This window comes from Ferrimonas senticii DSM 18821, from assembly GCF_000422665.1.
GTDB lineage: Bacteria > Pseudomonadota > Gammaproteobacteria > Enterobacterales > Shewanellaceae > Ferrimonas > Ferrimonas senticii.
This window is the reverse complement of the sequence record NZ_KE383899.1, coordinates 213,667-236,891: the sequence shown is the minus strand read 5'-3', so window position 1 is coordinate 236,891 and position 23,225 is coordinate 213,667. Positions and strand designations below refer to the sequence as shown.

The 23,225-nt window shown below is 56.2% G+C and carries 20 protein-coding genes; 9 read left to right on the top strand and 11 right to left on the bottom strand.

Annotated elements, in window-relative coordinates; genetic code table 11:
- Positions 1–38: 38 nt before the first annotated feature.
- The 4 genes from gltB to G506_RS20530 all read left to right on the top strand — a co-directional run bounded on the left by gltB (position 39) and on the right by G506_RS20530 (position 7,144).
- Positions 39–4,487 (top strand): glutamate synthase large subunit, encoded by a 4,449-nt coding sequence (gltB, locus tag G506_RS0116210; protein ID WP_028117786.1) that lies wholly within the window; start codon positions 39–41, stop codon positions 4,485–4,487.
- 9 nt (positions 4,488–4,496) lie between these two features.
- A complete protein-coding gene (locus G506_RS0116205) occupies positions 4,497–5,924 on the top strand; it encodes an FAD-dependent oxidoreductase (RefSeq protein ID WP_028117785.1) in 1,428 nt (475 codons plus the stop codon).
- 330 nt (positions 5,925–6,254) lie between these two features.
- Positions 6,255–6,572 (top strand): DUF134 domain-containing protein, encoded by a 318-nt coding sequence (locus tag G506_RS0116195; RefSeq protein ID WP_028117784.1) that lies wholly within the window; start codon positions 6,255–6,257, stop codon positions 6,570–6,572.
- On the top strand, positions 6,569–7,144 hold the full coding sequence (locus G506_RS20530) for a NifB/NifX family molybdenum-iron cluster-binding protein (RefSeq protein ID WP_051202204.1): 576 nt from the start codon (positions 6,569–6,571) through the stop codon (positions 7,142–7,144). Before G506_RS0116195 ends, G506_RS20530 begins: the two co-directional genes overlap by 4 nt.
- Positions 7,145–7,190: 46 nt before the next feature.
- Here G506_RS20530 and G506_RS0116185 read toward each other — a convergent pair whose 3' ends face one another.
- From G506_RS0116185 to G506_RS0116175, 3 genes are all read right to left on the bottom strand, one after another.
- Positions 7,191–7,784, bottom strand: a complete 594-nt coding sequence (locus G506_RS0116185; protein ID WP_156904927.1) for a hypothetical protein — start codon at positions 7,782–7,784, stop codon at positions 7,191–7,193.
- 284 nt (positions 7,785–8,068) lie between these two features.
- Complete coding sequence (hemL, locus tag G506_RS0116180) at positions 8,069–9,358, bottom strand: glutamate-1-semialdehyde 2,1-aminomutase (RefSeq protein ID WP_028117782.1); 1,290 nt, start codon at positions 9,356–9,358, stop codon at positions 8,069–8,071.
- A 256-nt stretch (positions 9,359–9,614) separates the two neighbouring features.
- Positions 9,615–11,285 (bottom strand): chloride channel protein, encoded by a 1,671-nt coding sequence (locus tag G506_RS0116175; RefSeq protein ID WP_028117781.1) that lies wholly within the window; start codon positions 11,283–11,285, stop codon positions 9,615–9,617.
- A gap of 60 nt (positions 11,286–11,345) precedes the next feature.
- Here G506_RS0116175 and G506_RS20525 point away from each other — a divergent pair, with 60 nt between their 5' ends.
- From G506_RS20525 to chrA, 3 genes are all read left to right on the top strand, one after another.
- On the top strand, positions 11,346–12,083 hold the full coding sequence (locus G506_RS20525; RefSeq protein ID WP_051202203.1) for a DUF6776 family protein: 738 nt from the start codon (positions 11,346–11,348) through the stop codon (positions 12,081–12,083).
- Positions 12,084–12,432: 349 nt separating this feature from the next.
- Positions 12,433–12,783, top strand: a complete 351-nt coding sequence (gene erpA / locus G506_RS0116165; protein ID WP_028117780.1) for an iron-sulfur cluster insertion protein ErpA — start codon at positions 12,433–12,435, stop codon at positions 12,781–12,783.
- Between the two features lie 84 nt (positions 12,784–12,867).
- On the top strand, positions 12,868–14,019 hold the full coding sequence (gene chrA, locus G506_RS0116160) for a chromate efflux transporter (protein ID WP_028117779.1): 1,152 nt from the start codon (positions 12,868–12,870) through the stop codon (positions 14,017–14,019).
- Between the two features lie 143 nt (positions 14,020–14,162).
- On the opposite strand, the gene panD is transcribed toward chrA, so the two are convergent.
- The 8 genes from panD to sfsA all read right to left on the bottom strand — a co-directional run bounded on the left by panD (position 14,163) and on the right by sfsA (position 20,668).
- On the bottom strand, positions 14,163–14,543 hold the full coding sequence (gene panD / locus G506_RS0116155; protein ID WP_028117778.1) for an aspartate 1-decarboxylase: 381 nt from the start codon (positions 14,541–14,543) through the stop codon (positions 14,163–14,165).
- A gap of 62 nt (positions 14,544–14,605) precedes the next feature.
- Positions 14,606–15,457, bottom strand: coding sequence for a pantoate--beta-alanine ligase (panC, locus tag G506_RS0116150; RefSeq protein ID WP_028117777.1), 852 nt, complete (start codon positions 15,455–15,457; stop codon positions 14,606–14,608).
- Positions 15,458–15,471: 14 nt separating this feature from the next.
- Entirely contained in the window at positions 15,472–16,263 is a 792-nt protein-coding gene (gene panB, locus G506_RS0116145; protein WP_028117776.1) for a 3-methyl-2-oxobutanoate hydroxymethyltransferase, read from the bottom strand.
- Between the two features lie 166 nt (positions 16,264–16,429).
- Complete coding sequence (gene folK / locus G506_RS0116140; protein ID WP_028117775.1) at positions 16,430–16,906, bottom strand: 2-amino-4-hydroxy-6-hydroxymethyldihydropteridine diphosphokinase; 477 nt, start codon at positions 16,904–16,906, stop codon at positions 16,430–16,432.
- On the bottom strand, positions 16,907–18,247 hold the full coding sequence (pcnB, locus tag G506_RS0116135; protein ID WP_084631521.1) for a polynucleotide adenylyltransferase PcnB: 1,341 nt from the start codon (positions 18,245–18,247) through the stop codon (positions 16,907–16,909).
- Between the two features lie 134 nt (positions 18,248–18,381).
- A complete protein-coding gene (gluQRS, locus tag G506_RS0116130) occupies positions 18,382–19,257 on the bottom strand; it encodes a tRNA glutamyl-Q(34) synthetase GluQRS (protein WP_035387439.1) in 876 nt (291 codons plus the stop codon).
- 82 nt (positions 19,258–19,339) lie between these two features.
- The gene (gene dksA / locus G506_RS0116125) at positions 19,340–19,786 is read right to left on the bottom strand and encodes an RNA polymerase-binding protein DksA (protein WP_028117772.1); all 447 of its coding nucleotides are present in this window, start codon (positions 19,784–19,786) and stop codon (positions 19,340–19,342) included.
- A 174-nt stretch (positions 19,787–19,960) separates the two neighbouring features.
- On the bottom strand, positions 19,961–20,668 hold the full coding sequence (gene sfsA / locus G506_RS0116120; protein ID WP_028117771.1) for a DNA/RNA nuclease SfsA: 708 nt from the start codon (positions 20,666–20,668) through the stop codon (positions 19,961–19,963).
- 138 nt (positions 20,669–20,806) lie between these two features.
- Here sfsA and pepB point away from each other — a divergent pair, with 138 nt between their 5' ends.
- Both pepB and G506_RS0116110 read left to right on the top strand, forming a co-directional pair.
- Entirely contained in the window at positions 20,807–22,081 is a 1,275-nt protein-coding gene (pepB, locus tag G506_RS0116115; protein WP_028117770.1) for an aminopeptidase PepB, read from the top strand.
- A 290-nt stretch (positions 22,082–22,371) separates the two neighbouring features.
- Positions 22,372–23,217 (top strand): ABC transporter substrate-binding protein, encoded by an 846-nt coding sequence (locus G506_RS0116110; RefSeq protein ID WP_051202202.1) that lies wholly within the window; start codon positions 22,372–22,374, stop codon positions 23,215–23,217.
- Positions 23,218–23,225 lie beyond the last annotated feature (8 nt).

The window sequence follows — 23,225 nt, the reverse complement described above, 5'->3', positions numbered from 1 at the left end:
GGGTTCGCTGCACCCAGATAAGCAGGCGGAGGAATGTCATGAGCCTTTTACTTCCACAGTTCGAGCGCGAAAATTGTGGCTTCGGTTTGATCGCTCATATGGAGGGCGACAGCAGTCATCGAGTGGTTCGTACTGCCATCTCGGCACTGGATCGTCTTCAGCACCGTGGCGCCATTGGTGCTGACGGCAAAACCGGCGACGGTTGTGGCCTGTTGATGGCCAAACCGCACGAATTTTTCAGCCACATTGCCGAGGAGAACGGCTGGCATCTGTCCAGCAAGTACGCCATCGGCAACTTGATGCTCAGCCACGACCAGACGCTACAAGCCCGTGCGAAAGCCATTGTTGAGAACGAACTCCAACAAGAAACCTTAACCGTGGTGGGCTGGCGTGAAGTGCCGACCCGTCCTGAGGTGCTGGGCGAGATCGCTGCCAAAGACGCGCCAGCGATGTGGCAGGTATTTGTTAACGCGCCGGTGGGTTGGCGTAGCAAAGACTTAGAGCGCCGCCTGTACATGGCACGTCGCCGGATGGAGCAACAGCTCGAACAAGACCGCGATTTCTACGTCTCTAGCCTGTCTGGCACCTGCGTGGTCTACAAAGGCTTGACCCTGCCGCGGGACTTGCCAGAGTTCTACCCAGACTTGGCCGATCTGCGGATGAAAAGTGCCATCTGTCTGTTCCACCAACGTTTCTCCACTAACACCCAGCCGCGCTGGCAACTGGCGCAGCCGTTCCGCTATCTGGCTCACAACGGTGAGATCAACACCATCGCCGGTAACCGCCAATGGGCCATTGCCCGTCAGTACAAGTTCCGTACCCCACTGATCCCCGATCTGCAGCAAGCGGCGCCGTTTGTGAACCAATCGGGTTCCGATTCCTCCAGCCTCGATAACATGCTGGAACTGCTGTTGGCCGGTGGCATGGACATCAAACGCGCGATGCGTTTGCTTATCCCGCCAGCGTGGCAGTCCAACCCAGAGATGGACGACGATCTCAAAGCGTTTTACGACTTTAACTCGATGCACATGGAGCCGTGGGACGGCCCAGCTGGGGTGGTGCTGACCAACGGCCGCCACGCCGCCTGTGCGGTCGATCGCAACGGTTTGCGTCCGGCCCGTTACACCATCACCAAAGATCGGATTTTGACCCTCTCTTCGGAGATCGGCATCTGGGATTACCAGCCGGATGAAGTGGTTCAAAAAGGCCGAGTTGGCCCGGGTGAACTGCTGGTGCTGGATACCTACACCGGCAAGCTGCTGACCAGCTTTGAAATCGACGAAGATCTGAAAAACCGCCACCCGTATGCCGAGTGGATGAAGGTGAATACTCAGCGGATGGTGGCCGGCGAAGAGCTGCCAGTGGAAGCCGCCGGTAGCCCAGAGATGGCGCCAGCGACCCTGACCCAATATCAGAAGCTGTTTAACATGAGCCGCGAAGAGCTGCGGGAGATCCTGTGGCCGCTGGCGGCCGGTGGCGCCGAAGCGGTCGGCTCAATGGGCGACGACACGCCGATGGCGGTGCTGTCGACTCAAGTACGGTCGATCTACGATTACTTCCGCCAGCAATTTGCTCAGGTGACCAACCCGCCAATCGATCCGCTGCGGGAAAAGCACGTGATGAGCTTGACCACCTGCATCGGTAAAGAGCAAAACCCATTTAACGAAACCAGTGGCCTGGCTAACCGAGTGCTGTTTGATTCGCCAGTGCTGCTGTACTCCGATTTCCAACAGTTGTTGGCGCTGGGGGATGAGCACTTTAGCTACGAGCTGATTGAACTTAGCTATGAGCCAAGCGAAGGGTTGCAAGCGGCGATTGAGCGAGTTTGCCGACAGGCGCAGGTAGCGGCGCAAAACGGTGCCACCATGGTGGTGCTGTCGGATCGTAATATCAGTGCCGACAAGCTGCTGATCCCAGCGGCGATGGCAGTAGGCGCAGTGCAGCACAATCTGGTTCAGCAGCAGCTGCGCTGTGACACCAACATCGTGGTTGAGACTGGCTCGGCACGGGATCCGCACCACTTTGCGGTACTGCTGGGCTTTGGCGCGACCGCCATCTACCCGTACTTGGCGTACGAGTCGATCACCGCCTTGGCACCGAAACGTGGCGAAGCGCATCGCTGCCGCGAACTGCAACTGACCTACCGCGCTGGCATCGACAAGGGGCTACAGAAGATTCTGTCGAAGATGGGCATTTCGACCATCTCCAGCTATCGCTGTTCGCGTCTGTTTGAAGCGATTGGCTTGGCCGATGAACTGGTGGAGCTGTGCTTTAACGGCGTGACCTGCCGTATCAAAGGCGCCAACTTTGATGACATCGAAGCCGACCAAGCGCAGCTGCACCAAAAGGCGTTCCGCGCGCACCAACCATTGGCCCACGGCGGTTTGCTGAAGTTCGTCCACGGCGGCGAATACCACTGCTTTAACCCGGATGTGGTTAAAGAGCTGCAACAGGCGGTCAACTTTGGTGATGCTGATGCGTGGCAGCGTTACAGCCAGTTGGTGGACCAGCGTCCGGTCGCGACCTTGCGTGACTTGCTGGCACTGAACCCAGCCGATAGCGCCAACAACAACGTGGAAGTGCAGGCGGCCAAAGATCTGTACTGGCGCTTTGATACCGCGGCGATGAGTGTCGGCGCCTTGGCCCCGGAAGCCCACGAGGCGTTGGCGATCGCCATGAACCGCTTGGGTGGTCATTCCAACTCTGGCGAGGGTGGCGAAGATCCACGCCGCTTAAATGGTCCGGGTAACTCGCGCATCAAACAGGTGGCCTCTGGTCGCTTTGGCGTAACCGCGGCGTATCTGATGAGCGCCGATGTGATCCAGATTAAAGTCGCCCAAGGGGCGAAGCCGGGCGAGGGTGGTCAGTTGCCGGGGGATAAAGTCTCTGCCGAGATCGCTGCACTGCGCTTTAGCCGCCCGGGCGTGACTCTGATCTCGCCACCGCCGCACCACGACATCTACTCGATTGAGGATCTGGCGCAGCTGATCTTTGACCTAAAGCAGGTGAATCCGAAGGCGCGGGTATCGGTCAAGCTGGTATCGGAGCCGGGCATTGGCACCATCGCTTGCGGTGTGGTTAAAGCCAACGCCGATATGATCACCGTCTCTGGCTACGATGGCGGCACTGGCGCTAGCCCAATTACCTCGATTCACTACGCTGGCTCGCCGTGGGAGCTTGGCCTTGCTGAAGTACATCAAGCGCTGGTGGCCAACAACCTGCGCCACAAGGTGCTGCTGCAGGTGGATGGCGGCATGAAAAGCGGCCTCGATGTGATCAAAGGGGCGCTGCTGGGGGCGGAGAGCTTCGGCTTTGGTACCGCTCCGATGATCGCTTTGGGCTGTAAGTACCTGCGTATTTGTCATCTCAACAACTGCGCGACTGGCGTGGCCACCCAAGACAAACGTCTGCGGGATAACCACTACCATGGCACCCCAGAGAAAGTAGAGCAGTTCTTTAAGTTCATCGCCGAGGACGTACGCCAGTTGATGGCCTCGTTGGGGGTGAGCGACTTTAACCAACTGATTGGTCGCAGTGATTGGCTTAAGCAGTTGCCGGGGCAAACCGACCGTCAGGGCCGTTTGGACTTAGCGCCGGTATTGCATCGCGCTATCGCCTCTGAGCGTACCTGCGTTTACAACACCGAGCGCAATGCGCCGCACGATCAAGGCCTTGGTAACAAGCAGATGCTTACGCTTGCCAGTGCTGCGGTGGCGGCCAAATCCGGCGGCAAGTTCCAGATGACGCTGAAAAACACCGACCGTTCCATTGGCGCCACCTTGTCGGGGCAGATCGCCCAGCAGTGGGGCAACCAAGGGATGGCGGAAGCACCAATCGAATTTGAGTTCAGCGGCACCGCTGGCCAAAGCTTCGGGGTGTTTAACGTCGGTGGTTTGAAATTGACCCTGTCTGGCGATGCCAACGATTACGTCGGCAAAGGCATGACCGGCGGCGAACTGGTGGTGAAAACCCCAGCGGGGGTCGCCTATGACAGTCACGAATCGGTGATCATCGGCAACACCTGTTTGTACGGTGCCACCGGCGGCAAACTGTTTGCCTCTGGCCAAGCCGGTGAGCGTTTCGGCGTGCGCAACTCTGGTGCCATCGCGGTTATCGAAGGTTGCGGCGACAACGGCTGTGAATACATGACCGGCGGCGTGGTGGTGATTTTGGGCAAAACCGGGGTTAACTTCGGTGCCGGTATGACTGGCGGTTTCGCCTTTGTGTTCGATCAGCACAACGACTTTAGCCGCCGCGTTAACGGCGAACTGGTGGAGTTGATGTCGGTGTCAGAGCCGATGGTTCAGCATCATCTGAAGACCCTGATCCAAGCCCACTATGAGGCTACCGGTTCAGAGCGCGCCGCCGATATCTTGGAAGATCTGACCCACTGGTTGCCGCGCTTTAAGCTGGTGAAACCAAAGACCAGTCAGATCCAAGAGCTGCTTGCGTTGCAATCGCAGCCTATTGCCGTGCAAGCCAGCTAAGAGGTCATTATGAGCAACGTATTTCAATTTCTGGATCAGCAGCGTCAAGATCCAACCAAGCTCGATGCCGCAGAGCGTAAGCAAGCGTTTGTCGAGATCTATCAGCCGTTCGCGGAAGCTGAGCTTAACCAGCAAGCGGATCGCTGCTTGGATTGTGGCAACCCTTACTGTGAGTGGAAGTGCCCGGTGCACAACTACATCCCAGATTGGCTGCGACTGGCCAAAGCGGGGCGGATCATTGAAGCGGCCGAGATGTCCCATCAAACCAACTCGTTGCCAGAGATGTGTGGTCGCGTCTGCCCGCAGGATCGCCTGTGTGAGGGAGCTTGTACTCTCAATGACGAGTTTGGCGCGGTCACTATCGGCTCGGTTGAGAAGTACATCACCGACGAGGCAATTAAACAGGGCTGGAAACCGGATCTGTCCAACGTGATTGCTCGTCCAGAGCATGTGGCGGTGATTGGTGCAGGCCCTGCAGGTCTCGCCTGCGCCGATGTGCTGACCCGCAACGGCGTTAAGGTGACGGTGTATGACCGTCATCCCGAGATCGGCGGCCTGCTGACCTTCGGTATTCCGTCGTTCAAGCTGGAAAAATCGGTGGTACGTACCCGTCGCACTTTGCTGGAGGGGATGGGCATTGAGTTTAAACTCGGGGTTGAGATCGGCATTGATGTCAGCTTTGAGCAGATCATCGACCAGCACGACAGCGTGTTCTTGGGGCTAGGTACTTACAAGGCGATGGCCGCTGGTCTGCCGGGCGAGTCCGGCACCGGCGTCTACCAAGCGCTGCCATACCTGATCGCCAATACCGCCGAACTGGAAGGCTACCCAGTGGCGGATCCGTACATCAATCTGGCCGGCAAGCGGGTGGTGGTACTGGGCGGTGGCGATACTGCCATGGATTGCGTGCGTAGCGCGGTGCGGCAAGGGGCGACTGCGGTGCAGTGTGCCTATCGCCGTGACGAAGCCAACATGCCAGGCTCGCGCCGCGAGGTGCAAAACGCCCGCGAAGAGGGGGTGGAGTTCCTGTTTAACCGACAGCCGCTTTCGATCAAAACCGACGCCAATGGCAACGTCGTGGCGGTGGAGTGCATCGAAACCCAATTGGGCGAAGCCGATGAGTGGGGCCGCCGTCGCCCAGAGCCAATCGCCGGTTCAGAGCATCTGTTGGCCGCTGATGCGGTACTGATCGCCTTTGGTTTCCAGCCAAGCCCACCGGCCTGGTTGGCAACCCACGGCATTTTTACCGATGAAAGTGGCCGGGTGTTGGCGCCAGAAGCGGGCAAATACGCTCTGCAAACCAGTAATCCGAAAGTGTTTGCTGGTGGCGACATGGTGCGTGGCTCTGACTTGGTGGTAACCGCCATCGACCAAGGTCGCAAAGCCGCGCTTGGCATGCTCGATGCGTTTGATGCGCAGCTAAAACAGCGTGCTTAACGCTTAGCTGGTTTGGCTGTAATGAACGCCCGCCCCGTGACGACGGTGGCGGGCGTTGTTGTTTTCGGGTCTTTACCGCAAAGATAAGAGAGTTATCAGTGGTAGTCAGAAAGTTATCAGTGATTAGTTTTTAGTTGTCAGTAACAGCAGAGCCAAAGCCCCGTGGCCGCCGGAGGCATTGAACCGTGGGCGGCAAACCGCCCCGAAGCCTTGCCACTCGTGAAAAAGGTTCACCGAGGTGGTCGCAAAATTGCGCAGCCAATTTGGCATATGCCAAATAACGGGCTTATTGTTGGCATATGCCAATAAAGAGTGTGCGATAGCGTTCATATGCCGCGTCCCAAGATCGATCGCCTCGTGTGCGGTCACCCCGCCAACCAGTGTTTTAAGCCAAACGGCGTGCCGATGGGCAAGCTGCAGCAGGTGCGCCTTGGCGCCGATGAGTTTGAAGCGCTGCGACTGGTGGATCACCAAGGGCTGCAACAACAGCAGGCGGCGCAGCAGATGGGGGTGTCGCGGCAGACTCTGGCCAACATTTTAAAATCCGCGCGGGCCAAAGTGGTCGATTGCTTGCTTAGTGGCAAGGCGCTCATGATGACGCCAGCGGAACCCTCACTTGAGATCACAGCAGTAAGGAAATCGCGATGATTACCGCCATGCCAACCGACGGCAATAAACTTGCCGGTCACTTTAAAAAAGCCCCGCAGTTCACCATCTTTGCTGCCGATGGTAGCCAGTTGGTGCAGTTCGATAATCCGGCCAGCAGTGGCTGCAGCGGGCGCAGTGAACTGATGGCTAAATTTACCGAATACCAAGTTCAGCGTGTGCTGGTGCGTAACATCGGCGAACGGATGTTGGGCAAATTGCTAAGCGAAAAACTGAGCGTATTCAAAACCAGTAACGGCCGCGCCAAGTTAGAATTGTTGGCGCAGAGTGCCAATGAAGAGCTGACCCCGCTGATCTACCCAAGCCAAGGCCGTAAGTCGATTAATCACCGGATCAAACAAGCCAACGGCGGCGGTTGCAGCGGTCATGACCACGGTGCTGAGGGGCACGGTTGCTGCGGCCACGATGGTAGCAGCGATCAGCCGAAATCCTGCCAAACCACCGGCATTCGTTGCTGTGAAAAGCAGGATAAGCCAGCGGCGCCTAAATTAAGCCTCGGCGGTTTTAAGGCCACTACGGCGGCGCCGATGACCGGTTTTAAGCTGAATAAATGATATAACGGGTCACTTCGCTGAAGTGACCCGCCAGTTGGCTTTAGGCTTAAAACAGTTTTCGAACGCCGAACGACCAAATCACGCCGGTATCTTCGATCTCGAGTTCGCCTGCACCAGTTTCAACAGCTGTCCAAGTGCGATATTGCAGCTCGCCACCAAGATGAATACGCCATGATGGGGTGATGTAATAAGCCAAACCTGCACCACCTTTGATGCCGATTGCAGCAGCGATATCATCGCTGTAAATACTGTCATCGATGGTCACTAATCCGACCGAAAGTGCCCCATTGATGTACGGGCTCAAGCCGTTATCCATGCGCCACTCCTTGCCGATACCGCCAACCACTGAGTGCAGAGGATTGTTTTCCTCATCATAGATGCCAAGATCGAAGTCTTCGTATTGATAGCCAACATGGAAGAACATGCCATTACGGTTTTGCCAGTTAAATGAGATATTCAATCCGGAGCTGTCATTGTCTAGGTCGGTGCTACCGACACCTTGTAGATCTGCAGTAAATTCATTAGCAGATTGAAATAACGATACCGAAATACCTTTACTTAAATAGTCAGTGTGTTGTTCTGCGGTTGCCGGCATGCAAAGCGCGCCGAGAAGGCAGGCAGCCATGATGGACTTATTCATCGTATATCCTTATTCGGTGAGTTAAGTTTCCGTTAAATATCAATTAATTTTTTCTTTGTGGTGCAATTTATTATAACTAGCATTGTCGGTTTAATAGAAGTGGGATGTTGGAAAATAATCAATGTGAGTTCAGTTCACGATTTTAATTTGCCAAATATAATTATTTCGGTAGCTTGCACCAGCAGTAAACAATTCCTCGCTCTAATTTGATATTACAGGTAATCTCAACCGACAATAAACAAAAACGGCGTCCGAATGGACGCCGTTGTTATTTGGTAACGCTGTTACATCGCGGCGATGCGAGCCAGCACGCGATCCGCGGCAGCGATGGTGGCATCGATGTCTTCATCGGAGTGCGCCAGCGACAGGAAGCCTGCTTCAAACGCCGATGGTGCCAGGTTTACCCCTTCATCCAGCATGCCGTGGAAGAACGCTTTGAAGTGATCCATGTTGCAGGCAGACACTTGCTCGAAGTTGGTCACTTTGGCTTCGGAGGTGAAGAAGAAGCCGAACATGCCGCCAACGGTGTTGATCGCCATCGGTACGCCGTTCTTATCGGCCATCGCTTTGATGCCGTGGATCAGTTTTTCGGTCTTGGCGGTCAGGGCTTGGTACACGCCTTCTTGCTGTAGTAGCTTAAGCTGAGTCAGACCGGCGGCCATCGCCACTGGGTTACCTGACAGGGTACCGGCTTGGTATACCGGGCCGTTAGGTGCCAAGAACTCCATCACATCGCGACGGCCACCGAAGGCGCCCACTGGCATGCCGCCACCGATTACTTTGCCCAGACACACCAGATCTGGGGTTACGCCGTAGTGACCGTGCGCGCCGCGCAGCGACACGCGGAAACCGGTCATCACTTCGTCGATGATCAGCAGCGCGCCGTATTGATCACACAGGGCGCGCAGGCCTTCTAGGAAGCCTTCCACCGGTGGGATGCAGTTCATGTTGCCGGCCACTGGTTCGATGATGATCGCGGCGATGTCGGTTGGGTTGGCTTCAAACAGCGCTTTAACCGAGTCCAGTTTGTTGTAGTCGGCGGTCAGAGTGTGTTTGGCGAAATCTGCAGGAACGCCTGGGGAGGTTGGCTCGCCAAAGGTCAGCATGCCGGAACCGGCTTTTACCAGCAGGCAGTCGGCGTGGCCGTGGTAGCAACCTTCAAACTTGATGAACTTGTCGCGGCCGGTAAAGCCACGGGCCAGACGCAGGGCGCTCATGGTTGCTTCAGTACCAGAGTTCACCATCCGCACTTGGTCAACGCACGGCAGGATCTCGGATACCAGCTCTGCCATCTCCACTTCAGACGCGGTTGGGGCGCCGTAGGACAGGCCTTTTTCAACCGCTTGCATTACCGCATTGCGGATCTCTGGGTGGTTATGACCCAGGATCATTGGCCCCCAAGAACCAACGTAATCGATGTAACGCTTGCCATCGACGTCAAACAGGTAAGCGCCATCGGCGTGATCGATGAATACTGGAGTACCGCCAACACCTTTAAAGGCACGTACTGGTGAGTTAACGCCGCCAGGAATGGTTTGCTGTGCTTGTTCAAACAGGGTTTCGGAACGGTTCATGGTTCTCTTGCTTTCCTTATATCGATGCGGATCGACGCGGTTGCCTTGGTAAGCGCCGCGACTGGCGGTAAACGTCGATCCGGCTCAGTGCGCTGAGCCGAGTCAAATGATGGCAGACATTGTCCTGTTCTATAGGGGGGATGCAACCACCATGATCACAGCTTGTTGATGCAATGTGGTTATCGATAGCAAATTGATACAAAGATGCAATCGAAAGTGACTTAGCGAACCGCAACCGTCACATGGCGTCGCTGGGCTAGCTTTGACTGCTGCGGGCGTAGTTGTAAAGCATCGGCCAGCTGATTAGGCCAATCGGGCAGTCTGGTTGCTGATGGTAGATGTACACCATGCCACGACGATCGGGGGCCAACAGTTGATAGACCTCAGCCAAGGTGGCGGTATCGGGCACGCCGGGGATATCACTGCGGGACAATGGGCTGCTGTTGTGATCGGTAAAGTCACTGTGCAGTGAAATCAGTTGTTGGCCTTCAGCAACTGGCATCAGCAAATAGTGGTCTGGGGCCGACTTTAACAGATCCAGCATCTCCTCCTGCGGCAAATTGGGGCGTACGCTGACGAGGTTGCTGTGCATCAACGCCAGCACCCCAGTTCGACCAAGTTCGCGCTCCATTGGCGGAATTTTGTAGCCCAGCCCCATGATATCGAGCTGCTTTAGAAACAGCGGCTGGGCGCCAAGCCCCAAATGTGCCAATAGAAATGCCGGTAGGCTGACCAGCAGAAACGGCAAGATCACCGTGGCGTTGTTGGTCAGCTCCACCAGCGCCAGCAAGCCGGCGATGGGGGCATTCAGTGATACCGCCATCATCGCAGTCATGGTGATCGCGGCAAAGGTGCCTTGGTAATCCAGTAATTCGGGGATCCATGGTGCCAGCAACAAGCACAAAGCGCCGCCGGCGAGGGCACCGATGCCGTACATCGGGCCGATGATGCCGCCGGGAATACCGAGGCCGATGGCGGCGATGGTCAGCGCCATTTTCGCCAGTAATAACAACCCCAGTAGCGCGGCGGTTGAGTCCAATTGGTGGGCTAAGTCGATAACGTGGTGTTCGCCGCCCATCGCTTGTGGGATCACCATGCCGATGGCGGCGGTAATTACCCCCGCAGCCAGCAATCGCTTGGTCAGTGGAATATTGGCGGTGTGGGCGGTGGTGTGGATCATTGCGCGGTTAAAGACAGCGGCGAGTACCCCCAGCGCCAGCCCAAAGCCAACCAATAGCGGATAGAACGACAATGGCATCGCGGTCAGTTCCAGATCGCTGTAGAGATGAACATCGCCTTTGGCGAGGCGGCTGGCGACACTGGCGGTCATGGCGGCGATGGTGATCGGCAGGAAGTAGTGCACCTTGTACTCGCGCAGGATCACCTCCAGCACGAAGATCACTCCCGCCAGCGGGGTGTTAAAAATCGCCGAGATCCCGGCGGCGACCCCGCAACTAGAGAGAATGCGCATGGTGTTGTCTGGCAGCGCCCAGCGCTTGGCGATCAAGGTGGCGGCGCTGGCGCCAATGTGCACTGCCGGACCTTCGCGGCCGACCGAGAAACCGCTGATCAGTGCCAAAATGGCGGTGACAAACTGATTGAAGCCGGATCCCAATGGCATCCGGCCGTAGCGTTGCTGAATGCAGTGGATCACAAAGGCGATGCCGGTGCGACGGTATTGGCGGCGACTGAAATGGATCATCACCGCGATGGCTGCGGCACCGCCAATTGGCAAAGCTACTCGCATCCATTGCGGTAGCTGAGTAAAATCGTCCGCCTCGCGCCACAGCAGCGCTTGCAGCTGAGCTACCGCTAACTCAAAAGCGATAATCAAGCCACTGGCCAGCAGTCCCACTAACAACCCCAAAAAACAGAGTTGTACGCTGAGACGAGCGGTCGCCAGTCGATACTTGTAATCGGCAATCATGTTATTGAGTTAGCAGAGAATAATTATTCAAACAGTCTACCACAGAGAGAAAACTGGCCAATGGCTGAACCACACAATCCCCCCCAGCAATCTTGGCTGAAGCGGCTTTATCCACACTGGGCGGTACAGCTGTTTGTCGCCATCATGTTGCTGCTGATTGGCTTTGCGGCGATGCTGCCAAGCCAGCTGCAAAGCGAACTGGCGAAGGTTGACTTAGAGCAACAATTCGAGCTGTTGCTGCAAGAGAATGCGCGCTTAACGGAGCTTTTGGAAACCAGTGAATTGGCGCTGACGTTAGAGCAGCAAAGCGCCAGTGCTACCCAGCAGACGATGTTGGCGCAGCGGCAACAACTGGATGAACTGCAAACCGAATTGGCGTTCTATCGCAGCATTATGGCGCCAGAAACCATCGTCGATGGTGTGGTGGTGCATCACTTTACTTTGAACGCCATGAGTGAACCGCATCGCTGGCGTTACGAATTGGTGTTGTCACAACAGCAGGTGCGCAAACGCTGGGCCAAAGGCCAAGTCAGCCTGTTGCTGGTTGGCAGCCTTAACGGTCAAACAGTGACTTTGGGGTTAAGCCAATTGGGCGCTACGCAAGATCGCCAAGATTACTCATTCCGCTACTTTAAGCAGTTTGATGGCGAGTTATTGCTGCCGCAGGGATTTATCGCTGAGCGAGCCATTGTGCGGGTACGGCAACAGGGCGGTAAAAAGGTCAGTGACAACGACTTTGCCATTAGCCGTGATGTCGATGGCATCCATTTGCAAGCGCTGACGCCAAAGTCGAGCTAGCGCGGACTAGGACGTGTTGACGTTTGGGCGTGCAGAATTTGGTCGAGGATAGCGGCTGTCAATCGAGGATTGCGATTGAAGGCATAGGGGCTCTACGTCGAAATCGTATGACGAAGAGTGACAGCTGCTAGTCCGACCCAGCAAGGCCCCCTCAGTGATCTCTGAACAGCAAAACAAACCTGCCAAGTTCAATTTGCTGTCAAAAGTAGCCAATAACGGGGGCAAAAATATACGTTGAAGGTCAACACGGCCTAATGCACGCACACTATTGGTATATTCGATTGGGGCGATACTTGAACGCTCTGGTCGGGTATTAGATAATCGCCCGGTTAATTATTGAGAGGTTCCTATGACTGCTGCCGCTGAACAAGCACTGCCAATCGAATTCTCCGATGCCGCTGCGGCCAAAGTGAAGGCCCTGCTGACTGAGGAAGAGAACCCAGAGCTGAAACTGCGCGTCTACGTGACCGGTGGTGGTTGTTCTGGTTTCCAGTATGGCTTTACTTTCGACGAGAAGGCCAACGACGGCGACACCACCATTGTCAAAGATGGCGTGACCTTGTTGGTTGATCCAATGAGCCTGCAATATCTGGTTGGCGGCATCGTTGATTACACCGAAGGCCTGGAAGGCAGCCGTTTCTTCGTTAACAACCCGAACGCCACCACCACCTGTGGTTGCGGCGCGTCGTTCTCGATCTAAGCGTTTGGCATGAAGCCAGTAGAAAACCACCCTTGCGGTGGTTTTTTTGTTATTAGCAATTGGTAATAAAGGAATCGAGCTGCAATGTTCGAGGTATTTTGGCAATTCTTTAAGTTGGGACTGGTCAGTTTCGGTGGTCCGGCAGCGCATCTGGGCTATTTCCAGCGTCGTTTTGTGCAGCAGTTAGGCTGGCTAAGCCAAAGCCAATACAGTCAACTGGTGGCACTAAGCCAACTGCTGCCGGGGCCGGGCTCGAGTCAAGTCGGTTTTGCCATCGGCCACCAGCGGGCGGGGTTGGCGGGCGGGATTGCCGCCTTTGTCGGTTTTACTTTGCCATCGTTTGCGTTGTTGTTGGCGTTGGCGCTGGGTTATGGCCAGTGGCAGGCGTGGCCTTGGAGCATCAGCATCATTGCCGGATTAAAACTGGTGGCGCTGGTGGTGGTGGCTGACGCGGTGTGGCAGATGGCGAATGCCTTTTGCCGCAAACCCGCCGATTGGTTGCTGGCGGCGTTAGTGGCGGCGGTGATGCTGGTCAGCAATCAGTTGCTGACGCAATTGCTGGCGTTGGCGACAGCGGCGCTGTGGGGCTGGTGGTCCAGCCGAACGGATGCGCTGGTGCAGCCAGCCGCGGTGAAAACGGCCAAGCTGACGGTGAATCCATTGGCACTGCTGTGCTTGCTGGCCTTTAGTGGTTATCTGTTGTGGCCGAGTGACAGCGCCCTTGGGCAACTGGCGGCGGACTTTTATCAAGCGGGTGCTTTGGTGTTTGGCGGTGGCCATGTGGTGCTGCCACTGCTGCAGTCGTTGCTGGCGGATAGTCTCAGTAACTCGGAGTTCCTAACCGGCTACGCGGCGGCGCAGGTGGTGCCGGGACCGATGTTTACCATGGCCACCTATTTAGGGGCGATGAGCGTTCCTGAGGATCCGGTGGTGGCCGCGACCATTGTCACCATCGCCATCTTTTTGCCGGGATTGTTACTGACTTGGCTGTGTTTGGACAGTTGGCAGGCGATTACCCAGCGACCGCGGTTTGCGGCGGTTATTGCGGCGGTTAATACCGCGGTGGTGGGGCTGCTGTTCAGTGCCTTGTATCAGCCGGTGTTTGTCAGTGCGGTAAACAGTGGCCTTGATTTAGCGATTGCGGCGCTGGCGTTGGTGCTGCTGCGACAATGGCGCTGGCCGCTGTTGGCGGTGATTGCGCTAACGGTGGTGGCTAAAATAGTGGTTAGTATTTAGTTGCCAGTTGCCAGTTGCCAGTTGCCAGTTTTCAGTTGTTAGCTGTTAGTGGGGAGTTGGCAGTGACTCGGTTAGCTGGCCACTGCTGTTAAGCTCTAACTACTCGCTAGTTACTGAAAACTGAATACTGCTACTGTCTGGCTTTAAGCGGCTTGAGTTGGAATGCTGCTGTCGGTGCCTTTGATGTTGTTGTTGGCATCGCAGTACACCAGCTTTGGTTGGTGGCTTTGGGCATCGCTGTCATCCACCACCCCATAGGCACAGATGATCACCCGATCGCCAGGGCTGGCTTTGTGGGCGGCGGCGCCGTTAACGGAGATCATCTTGGAGCCGCGCTCACCGGCGATGGCGTAGGTGGCGAAGCGTTCGCCGTTGTCGATGTTGTAGATCTCGACCTTTTCAAAGGCGATGATCCCTGCGGCGTCCAGCAGATCCATATCGATGGCGCACGAGCCCTCATATTCTAACTCGGCGTGAGTGACGCGGGCTTGGTGCAATTTCCCTCTTAGCATTACGCGTTGCATTCCATACTCCATTGTTATCAATTTGTTGCTGCCGTGAGCCGCGCCATAGTACCAAATCGAGGCTAGAGATCCAGTCGCAGATTATCGATTAACCGTGCCTTGCCCAGATAAGCGGCAGCCAAGATAACCAGTTGCTTATCGTCCGCTTGCGCCGGTTGCAGGGTCTCGGCTTGACAGACAGCCACGTAATCGGTGCGAAAACCGTGTTGATCAAGGGCGTCTTGCACTTGCTGTTCAATCCGTTGCCGTTGGCTGGGCCCTTGTAGGCGCAGCGCTTCAGCCGCCGCGTCCAGTTGTTGTTTCAACTGTGGCGCCACGGCGCGCTCGGTCTCGGTTAAATAACCATTGCGTGAACTTTTGGCGAGGCCATCGGCATCGCGGACGGTATCAACATCGACGATCTGCACCGCCATATTCAGATCCCGCACCATCGCCCGGATCACCGCTAACTGTTGATAATCCTTGTTACCGAACAGGGCTAGATCTGGCTGCACTAAGTTCAGTAGCTTGGCGACCACGGTGGCGACCCCACGAAAATGACCAGGACGGCTGGCGCCGCAGTGCAGTTCAGTGATGCCGGGTACCTCAATAAAGCTTTGCTGTGCTAATCCGTTGGGATAGAGCAGGCCTACCTCTGGGGTAAACAGCAGATCGCAGCGAGCGTCATAGAGCTTGGCTTTGTCCTCATCCAAGGTACGCGGGTAGCCAGCGAGATCCTCATTAGCGCCAAACTGCAGCGGATTAACGAAGATGCTGGTGACCACCTTGTCGGCGCGAGAACGGGCTTGATGCACCAGTTCGAGATGGCCTTGGTGAAGATTGCCCATGGTCGGAACCAAGGCCACTCGTAGACCTTGCTGGCGCCACTGTTGTACCAAAAGACGTAAGCGAGCCGGATCGGTGACAGTCTGCATGGTGCACTCCCAAGTTAGTCAAAGCTGTGTTCGTCGCTGGGGAAATCGCCGTGGCCAACCTCTTCGACAAAGGCGCGCACCGCGGCGGCGATGGTGCCGGTTGGTTCTAGATAGTTTTTGGCAAATTTGGGGATGTAGCCGGAGGAGATCCCAAGGATATCGTGCATCACCAAGATTTGGCCGTCGGTGTCTTTGCCGGCGCCGATGCCGATCACCGGAATGGTCAGCGCTTCGCTGATGGTTTTGGCTAGGGTTTGGGGTACGCATTCCAGTACCAGCATGGCCGCGCCCGCTTGTTCTAACTTACGCGCTTGTTCCAGCAGTTGTTGCCCCTGTTCGCCGCGTCCTTGCACTTTGTAACCGCCAAATACATGCACCGATTGCGGCGTCAGCCCAAGGTGAGCACAAACTGGAACGCTGCGTTCGGTCAGCATGGTGACGGTATTAAGCAGCCAGTCACCGCCTTCCAGTTTGACCATCTGCGCGCCAGCGCGCATCAGTTCAGCGGCATTGTTGCAGGCTTGTTCTGGGCTGGCGTAACTCATAAACGGCATATCGGCGATCACTAACGCGTTGGGGGCGCCAGCGACCACGCAGCGGGTGTGGTAGGCGATCTGCTTGGTGGTGACTTGCAGGGTATCGCGGCCGCCTTGCAATACCATCCCAAGGCTGTCGCCAATCAGCAGCACCGGCACCTGCTCGGCGGCAAAGATCCCAGCAAAGCTGGCATCGTAGGCGGTTAGTGCGGCAAATTTGCGCCCTTGCTGTTTGTATTTCTTCAGCGTACTGACGGTGATTTTGTCCATAAAACGCCCGTTTGAATCCGTTGAGGAGGTTCGTTATATGACAAACCAGCAGCGGATTTCAACGCTTGCAAGTTAACTGCTTGTGATTTTTAGGTTTAAAAATTTGTCAAAAAAAACGCGATGCTGGAGGCATCGCGTTGTTGGTGAGGTTAACCGGTTGCGGCTATTACCAGCGGGTTAGCGGCTGTGCAGGGCAGTTGGCTAGCAAGCTAATCAGGCTATCGCCATTGGGCAGCGACAGTTGCGGCGCTAACTCAAACAGCGGCAGCAATACAAAGGCGCGTTCGGCCATGCCGTAATGCGGCACCGTTAGTCGCGGCTCGGTAATCTGCTGATCGCCATACAGCAGCAGATCCAGATCTAAGGTGCGGGCGCCCCAGCGTTCGCTGCGCTGCCGACCTTGCTGGTTTTCAATCTGTTGCAGTGCATCCAGCAGTGCCAGTGGCGCCAGCGTGGTATCCAGCGCGGCCACGGCGTTGCAGTAATCTGGCTGTTGCATACCCGCCATCGGCGGACTGCGATACAGCTGCGACTGCGCCACTAAGCGGCTGTGTGGCAGCTGTGCCAGCGCCGCCAAGGCTTGCTCCAGTTGCTCATTGGCCGCGCCGAGGTTAGCCCCCAGCGCGATATAGCAGCGAACCATTTAACCTTGCGCTCGATTTGGCGTGCGGCGGCGTGGACGGCGGCGACGGCGGCTGCCATCGTGACCGACATTGCGCACCATCTGGCGACGGCCCTGTTCGTCGGCGTCGTTGAACTGGGTCCACCAGCGCGACAGTTCCAGCAGTTCTGGATCTTGTTCAGCTTCGGCACGCAGCAACAGGAAGTCGTAGGCGGCGCGGAAGCGTGGGTGTTCGTGCAACTTAAAGGCACGGGCGCCAGCGCGTTTGTCCAGACGGCCTTGCAACTGCCAGATCTCCATCGCTGGGGTAGTGAAGCGACGTGGCAGCGAAATGGTCTTGCACTGCTTACTGATGGCATCGCCAGCGGCGGCGGTCAGGGCATCGTATGGCGCCATGCCGCCTTGACGTTTCACTGCGGCTTTCTCTTCCACCACATACCACAGCAGCGCCGCGTACAGGAACGCTGGGGTAACCGGCTTATCGGCATTAACGCGATCGTCGGTGTTGCGCAGCATCGCTTCGATTAACGCGGTCACTTTGCCGCTGTCGTCGCGCTTTAGCAGGCTCTCTTGCAATGGGAACATCGGTTCCCACAAGCCGTATTGGCGCAGCATCCGGAAGTTTTCTAAGCCCTTACCGGACATCAGCAGCTTGAGAGTCTCTTCAAACAGCCGTGCGGCGGGAATGTCGCCAAGCATTTTGGCCATCCGTGGGATCGGCGCAGCAGTGGCTTTATCGAGGCTGAAGCCCAACTTGGTGGCGAAGCGTACCGCGCGGATCATCCGTACTGGATCTTCGGCGTAACGAGTTTGCGGATCACCAATCAGTCGCAGGCGTTTGGCTTTGAGATCAGCCATGCCGCCGAAGTAATCGCGGACGCTGTAATCGCTAATATCGTAGTACAGGCCGTTGACGGTAAAGTCGCGGCGCTCGGCGTCTTCGTCGATGCTGCCGTACACGTTGTCACGCAGCAGTCGGCCGTCTTTGTCCTGCTTGGCAAATTTGGCTTTATCGCCGTCGGCATCGTGGTGACCACGCAGGGTGGCAACTTCGATGATGTCACGGCCAAACAAGATGTGCGCTAGACGGAAGCGACGACCAACCAGACGGGAGTTGCGGAACAACTTACGTACCTGTTCTGGGGTGGCGTTGGTGGCGATATCGAAATCTTTTGGTTGCTGGCGCAGCAGCAGATCGCGGACGCCGCCGCCCACCAGGTAGGCATCGTAACCGGCTTTGTGTAGGCGGTAGAGCACCTTAAGGGCGTTATCGCTGATGTCGTCGCGGGAGATCTCATGCTCACTGCGCGGGATCACCGCCAGCTTGGCTTCGCTAACGGCGCTGGATTGCTCGCCGCCCATTAGGCGTTTAGCGATGTTTTTCAGACGCTTAAGGATGGTACACCTCGTTGAATTCGGGGGCCTTGGTGGGCGGCTTGAACGCCCATCTATTCTGGCGCGCAATGATATACCAAGGCTGATTAAATGATAAGCCGTTATGCCAGTGTGGGTACTGGCCGTTGTCGCTGCTGCGGCAGGCGTGCCAACTGGAAGTGGGTCACGGCGTAGCGCAGTTGCTCGGCGACCGGTGCGCTGGCTAGTTCGGTTGGCAGTGCTTGCCCCAAAAACGCTAAGGCACTGGCCATGGTGTGACTTAATTCGGACTCGCTCAGGGCTGGCGCATGGTTTTGCTTGGACAGCTTGTTGCCATCGGGATTGATTGCCAGTGGCAGATGCAGCCACTGCGGCGCTTGCCAACTGAGGGTTTGATAGAGCGAGCATTGCCGCACGGTCGGTTCCAGCAGATCGTTGCCGCGCACCACTTCGGTGATCCCTTGGTCGTGATCATCCGCCACTACGGCTAGTTGATAGGCGTAGAGGCCATCACGGCGCTTCAAGATAAAGTCTTCAGCGGCAAAGCTGTATTCGGTATCGATGTGACCGAGTAAACCGTCATTAAAGTGGCTGATCTGCGCTTGGTTGCGCAGCCGGATTGCCCCTTGGGTTAACCCTAAGTTGTGGCAATGACCATCGTAGATGCCGCCGATGGCACTGATCCGTTTGCGGGTGCAATCGCAGTAGTAACCACGGCCGCTGGCGAGCAGCTGCGCCAGCAACTGTTCGTAACGTTCGCTCTGCTGACTTTGATAACGAACGCTGCCGTCCCACTCCAAGCCGTAACGCTCTAACTGCCTAAGGATGATGTCAGCGGCGCCGGCCATCTCTCTTGGTGGATCGACGTCTTCAATGCGCACCAGCCATTGGCCTTGCAAACTGCGGGCACGCAGGTAGCTGCCTAAGGCGGCAATCAGCGAACCAAAGTGTAACGGACCAGAGGGAGAGGGGGCGAAGCGACCGACGTAGGTGTTCATGAGCGAAGCTTTTGGCAGTGACGGTGGAACAGAAATGAAAACGCGGAGGGCTGGAGCCTCCGCGTTTGGTCAGACAAGGCGATTAACCTGCCATCTGACGTTCTTTGATCTCAGCCAGGGTCTTACAGTCGATGCACAGATCGGCGGTAGGACGCGCTTCCAGTCGGCGGATGCCGATCTCAACGCCGCAAGAGTCACAGAAACCGAAGTCGTCTTCTTGCACCTTAACCAAGGTCTTTTCGATTTTCTTGATCAGTTTGCGCTCACGATCGCGAGTGCGCAATTCCAAACTGAACTCCTCTTCCTGAGCTGCACGATCCACTGGATCTGGGAAGTTAGCCGCTTCGTCCTGCATGTGGTGCAAGGTGCGATCTACTTCTTCGCGTAACTGGTTACGCCACGCTTCAAGGATCTTCTTGAAGTGAGCCAGTTGCTTCTCGTTCATGTACTCCTCGCCAGGTTGTTCCTGGTAAGGCTCCACGTTGGCGTAGGCCAATACGCCGATCATTTTGGTCTTGCCCTGAGGCATCGCAGGCGTCTCCTGTTTACTTATACGAGAGGCGGCTCTCTGAAAAATTGGGCGCTATCTATACCAGATGGCGCTGGATAGCGCAATTGCCAAAAACCATGTTCATTGTGCCGCTAGGCATGCTATCAGCATTTTAAGTGCAAAATCATCGACTCAAGCAACTGAATAACCGCCTTATATGGTTACATCGATAACCTTGCCAATCTCGATCCCAACTTCAGTTGGGGTAGCCGATATGGCGAAAAATTCCACGCCAGTTTGTTGCGCCTGTTGACACAATTGCGCGTACTCGGCATCGATGTGCGCCGCTGGACTGACCCGCGTAATGCCACTGTGGGGCACCACAAACAGGATACAGCCGCGATAACCTTGTTCGACCATCGTCATCAACTCGCGCAGATGCTTTTGGCCACGACTGGTCACCGCATCAGGAAAATAACCCTGTCCTGCTGCGCCTAATAATGTGACGTTTTTTACCTCGACATAACAATCGACTTGCTCACCCTTTTGCAACAGCAAATCTATTCGGCTGTTTTCTGACCCATATTTCACTTCACGGCGGATCTGCTGGTAGTGATTAAGCGCTGGAATCGCCCCCTGCTCAATCGCCTGTTGAGCGATGGCGTTGGCGCGGCCGGTATTAACCATAATGCGATGGCCGTGCTGGTTTTCGACCCATTCCCAGGTGTGGCGGTATTTACGCTTGGGGTTGTTTGAATCGGAAAACCACAGCTGCCAGCCTGGCTCGGCGCAACCGGTCATTGCGCCGGTGTTAGGGCAGTGAATGGTGATCTGCTCGCCGTTGTCCAATTCAATGTCCGCCAAAAAGCGTTTGTAGCGTTTGATTAAACGACCAGGCTGCAGTACCGGTTCAAACCGCAGCGAGTTTGATTTGCTCGATGTTGTTGCCATGTTGTTTCTGATATTGGTGTTACACTGCCGTCATCATAACAAACTCATTGAATTAGGTGGGTTTGTGACAGACAGGAACAGTCGAATAAAAATAGCTAGGAGAACAAGATGACCAGCAGCATGAACGTACGATTAACTCATGAGGCAGTTGCCCCGAAGTGGGGTAAGGCGTTGGTTAGCTTTGATCAACAAGGGGCCTTAATTCATCTACCAGCTGGGGATGAGGGACGCTGGATTCAAACCGCGGCGCGGATCTTAACCACCCAAGGAGTCGAGCAAGTGACCCTAAGCGGTGACTGGAGCGTGGCTCAGCAGTGGCGTTTTGCTCAAGGCTTCGGAATGCCACTGGTGCCGGGCGAGATCCGCTGGGCTAACGAACACGACAGCCTGCAAGCGCAATGGGAGGCGATGCTGTGGCTGAAATCGTTGATTCATGCCAGCCCAGAAGCGTTAAGCCCAGAAGTGTTGGCGGATGAAGTGGCCGAACGGATCTCGGCGTTGGCGCCAGATCAGATCACCACCAAGCAGATCGTCGGCGATGCGTTGTTGACTGCCGGTTGGGTCGGCATTTACGGCGTGGGTCGCGGCAGTGACCGGCCACCGGCGCTGTTGGAGCTAGATTACAACCCAACCGGCGACAGCAATGCGCCGATTTCGGTGGCGTTGGTCGGTAAAGGCATTACCTTCGATTCCGGCGGTTACTCGATTAAGCCATCGGAAGGGATGGTGACCATGAAGTGCGACATGGGCGGTGCTGCCACTGTTGCTGCGGCGTTGATGTTGGCGATCCGCAAAGGGCTCAGCAAGCGGGTAAAACTGTATCTGTGCTGCGCCGAGAACTTGGTATCAGGCCATGCCTACAAACTGGGGGATATCCTTCATTACAAAAACGGCACCAGTGTTGAGATCGTTAACACCGACGCCGAAGGGCGCTTGGTGCTGGCCGATGGCCTGATCGCCGCCAATGAAGCGGGCGCCGAGCGGATCATCGATGCCGCCACTTTGACCGGTGCGGCGATGATGGCGGTGGGCAGCGATTACAACGCGCTGTTCTCGATGGATGAGCAAGCCGCTGCCGATGCTCTGGCGGCCGCAGCCGATGCCGACGAAGGCTTGTGGCGTTTGCCGTTAGCGCCGTTCCACGCGGAAAAATGCCCATCGTCGTTTGCCGATACCGCCAACAGCACCATCACCAAAGGCGGCGGCGCTGGCGGTGCCTCCAATGCCGCCGGTTTCCTCAGTCGTTTTGCTGGGACGCCGCCAAAAGGTTGGATCCATCTGGATATCGCCGGTTCCTACGTTAAAGGCGGCAATCAGCTGAATCACGACGGCGCCACCGGTTTGGGGCTGCTGACGGTGACCAACCTGCTGCTGCAAGCGTAACGCTTGACCCAGTACAGATAACGCCAGCCTTCGGGCTGGCGTTGTTGTTTTTGCCCAAGAGTGACAATAGATCCCAGCCTGTTTTTTAAATTTGGTTCAAATTGTCTCGTTCGTCTTAGGTTTGCTGAACTCGTTGTTGATTTGTTGGCCACAGCGGCGGTGGTTTTGTGATCCCTCCGTTGCGGCGAGGCAGTGAATGCCAAAAGCGGCCCAGTTGGCCTAGCTCCTGCAATGAACATCGTTATTGGACTCTGACCCCGAATTCGGGACTTTTTGACTAGGAAATAACGATGTTTAAGCACTCTGTGTTGGCGCTGGCGTTGCTCGCCAGTTGTGGCTCTGCGGTCGCGGTGGAATGTAAAGCGGTGTTTGGTGACGGCCAGCAACAGTTTATTTTGGCCACTGGCAGTCCAGGCGAGCTGGGTTTGCTGGAGCAACTGGCGGTGACGTTTGGTAAGCAGCACGATGCCAACATGTGTTGGGTCAAAGCCGGTTCCGGCAAAAGCTTGAAAATGCTTAGCGAAGATAAGGTTGATATGGTGATGGTGCACGCCCCAGCGGCGGAGCAACAAGCGATCGACGCCGGCTGGGCGACCCAGCACACCTTGATCGGCGCCAACGAGTTCTACCTAGTGGGGCCAGCGGCGGACAACGGCGACATTAAAAGCGCCAACAGCGTAGCCGAGGCGTACGCCAATATCGCCGCTAACCAAGCGCCGTTCTACAGCCGTGGTGATAACTCCGGTACCCACAAGAAAGAGCTGGCGATTTGGCAAAGCGCCAAGATCACCCCAAGTGGCGATTGGTACCGCACCACCAACGATTTTATGCGCGCTTCACTGAAATTGGCGGACGCCAATCACGGTTACTTTATGACCGACAGCTCCACCTATGTCGCGACCCACAAACAGCTGAAAAACAGCCAAGTGCTGTTTAAAGGCGATCCGGTGCTGATCAACACCTACCACGCGCTGCGCGATACCGATTTGAGCCGTAACGGGGTGCAGTTGTCGCAGCAGTTCATTGAGTTTGTCGCCTCGGCTGAGGGGCAGCAGATCCTCACTGACTTTGGCAAAAAAGAGCATGGGGCGGCCATGTACGAAAACGCCAAGGCCGCCGAGAAGTACCTGCACTAGTGGTGGCC